The following is a 2,498-nucleotide window of genomic DNA, read 5'->3' as shown; positions in this document are numbered from 1 at the left end:
GAAGATTTGATGTCGTCTAAGCAAGTTTTCAACATCACAGCTCGTATATTGTGAACCTATATCTGAATGAAAATATGCTGACCTTTTATGATGTTCAAGTGCTTGGTTAACTGTATTTACTACTAGTTTGGCATTCATCTGTCGTCCTATTTTATATGCGAGTATCTTATGAGCCTTTGGCTCATACACTGAACTAAGATATACCCAAGTTCTAGGTCGTAGCTCAAGATAAGTAATATCAGCTCGCCAAGTACTAGCTTTTGGCTTGTTTTTAATCAGATTGGGACGTTGTAAATAATCAACATGAGTACCAGGTTTTTTAAAACGTCGATGCATGAGAGAGTGAATCTTCATTTCTTGCATTAGCCGAAAAATTCGTTTGACACCAACTATAATTCCCAGTCTACTTCTAGTTTGATTCTTGGATAACCATAAGTGCGATAGTTTTCTTCCAAAATTTTTCGAATGATTTCTTTTAAATGATGGTCAACACAATCGTGTTGACTAGGTTGATAGTCTAACCAATGGTAATAGGTACTACGAGCTAATCTTAAAGTTGAAGGTGTTAAGGATAAGCGGTGATAGGATAACTGAATCTTAACAAAAACAAGAGTTTTAACTCGCCCTAACGTTTTTCCAGTAACACTGCCGTAGCTTTTAAAATCTCCAATTCTTCCTTTTATGAATTGATGCAGGAGACACTGCATATTATTCTGAAAGAGAACGCAAAGATCTCTCTTCCTCGGTGTACATTTTGATAATGCTCGCTTTAAAATCATCAGTATATCGTTTCATATAAAAAATTCTATCCTAGTCATTTTATTATGGCACAAATGTCTAAATATTTGTGTACCAAAACTTGACGTAGGAGCATTTAAGATTGCATCGCTATCCGAAAAATCATTTTTTTGCAAATCAAAAGAATTTTTTGCTAGAATTCGAATTTGAGGGAATTTTTTCTTTAGTTGTTTGAGTTTTTCAAGAGAACGACCATTGGCTATAACCTCGATATTTTTTTCAACAGCCTTTTTAACAAAAGCAGATCCCGCCATACCTGTAGCACCAATAACAAATACTTTCATAGCTAATACCTCCTAATATCTTATTTAGTGTCTATGATGTTACTACAAAAATAACACTTTTTACAATATTTAAAAACATCAACAAAATCTTGGAGGCATTAGAATCTTGTTCAAGTGTGCCTAAATTCGGCAATAAAGAGTGTAAAAAGTCAAAATTGTAAATTTTAATTATTTTGAAAATAAAGGTTATGACCATAAAGCTTGACTTGGAGTCCAGTCTAAGGAATAGACTGAAGTTGGATATGAGGAAGTAGTAGTTATATCTTAATTATTAATTTCAAGGAGGAGTAGTTGTGAAAATTTTAATTCTAGGTGCTGCAGGACAGATTGGACAAATGGTAACTGACAATATAATAAGTCAAACAGATTATGATTTGGTGCTTTACGGTCGAAACGTTTCAAATAGATTAGCTGATAAGGCGGATGAACGTGTGGCGTTTGTCGATGGGGACTTTGAAGAATTTGATAAAATCAAGGCTGCTCTTGCAGGAGTAGATGCTGTTTATTTAAGCTATGTAGCAGGAGATGACTTAATCAGTAAACTTGTTAAGTTGCTTGAGGAAAGCGGGAAGCCTCGATTCATTGCTGCAAATATTCCAGATATTTACCAGGAAGTTACAGGTCCGTTTCAAAAATGGTATCGAAAAAATACCGGTGAAACATGGAAACTTCCTATGCACAAGGCGGCTGAAATTATTGAAGAAAGTGATTTAGATTATATTATCTTACGAATCACGTGGTTATACAACCAGGATGGAAACAAAAATGTTCACATTACAACTAAGGGTGAGCCATTCGTTGAAGCCCAAGTAACACGCCAAGCAGTGGCGCAAGTAGTTGTTGATCTATTAACTGGTAAACGTGATTATCATCGTGAAAGTTTAGGTTTGGGTGAGCCTCATACTGATTTTAAGAAACCAAGTTTTTATTAAAAAGTTACAAGAAGAATAATTTTTTATTTGGCTTGGAGTTCACTTCAAGGTGTTCAATTAACTTGTATAAAAAAAGAAGGAGTTGTTAATTATGGAATTTAAGAAACTTAATGATGGTAACGAAATACCAGTGCTCGGGTTTGGAGTTTTTCAAATTGCGGATTTAGAAGCAGCAGCACAAGCAGTCGTTGATGCTATTGATGTTGGGTATCGTTTGATCGATACAGCCGCTTCATATGGCAATGAAGAAGCAGTCGGAAAAGGTATCAAGCGTAGTGGAATCAAACGTGAGGACCTATTCGTTACAACAAAATTATGGGTTTCAGATACAGGGTATGAAGCAACAAAGAAAGCTTTTGAAACCTCACTACGTAAACTTCAATTAGATTATCTTGATTTGTATTTAATTCATCAACCATTCGGTGATGTTTATGGATCTTGGCGTGCAATGGAAGATCTGCAAAAAGAAGGCAAGATTAAGTCA

Annotated in this window: 3 protein-coding genes and 1 pseudogene; 2 read left to right on the top strand and 2 right to left on the bottom strand. The window is 35.1% G+C overall.

Annotated features, from left to right (window positions below; all coding sequences use genetic code 11):
* Positions 1-795 (bottom strand): annotated as a pseudogene (locus FD20_RS13935) (DDE-type integrase/transposase/recombinase); the annotation flags it as partial.
* Positions 792-1,082 (bottom strand): NAD-dependent epimerase/dehydratase family protein, encoded by a 291-nt coding sequence (locus tag FD20_RS12375; RefSeq protein ID WP_057738897.1) that lies wholly within the window; start codon positions 1,080-1,082, stop codon positions 792-794. The pseudogene FD20_RS13935 and the gene FD20_RS12375, both read right to left, overlap by 4 nt.
* A 293-nt stretch (positions 1,083-1,375) precedes the next feature.
* Between FD20_RS12375 and FD20_RS12370 the strand changes: the two genes are divergently transcribed.
* Entirely contained in the window at positions 1,376-2,014 is a 639-nt protein-coding gene (locus tag FD20_RS12370) for an NAD(P)H-binding protein (protein ID WP_032818597.1), read from the top strand.
* A gap of 91 nt (positions 2,015-2,105) precedes the next feature.
* A partial coding sequence (locus FD20_RS12365; RefSeq protein WP_162255661.1) for an aldo/keto reductase occupies positions 2,106-2,498 on the top strand: 393 nt, incomplete at its 3' end.

The organism is Liquorilactobacillus uvarum DSM 19971 (assembly GCF_001434935.1).
GTDB lineage: Bacteria > Bacillota > Bacilli > Lactobacillales > Lactobacillaceae > Liquorilactobacillus > Liquorilactobacillus uvarum.
The sequence above is the reverse complement of the archived record's forward strand: the minus strand, read 5'-3'. Positions and strand labels throughout refer to the sequence as shown.

Excerpts from the sequence above, each read along its gene's own strand:
- FD20_RS12375 (WP_057738897.1), bottom strand. The coding sequence starts at position 1,082 with ATGAAAGTATTTGTTATTGGTGCTACAGGTATGGCGGGATCTGCTTTT.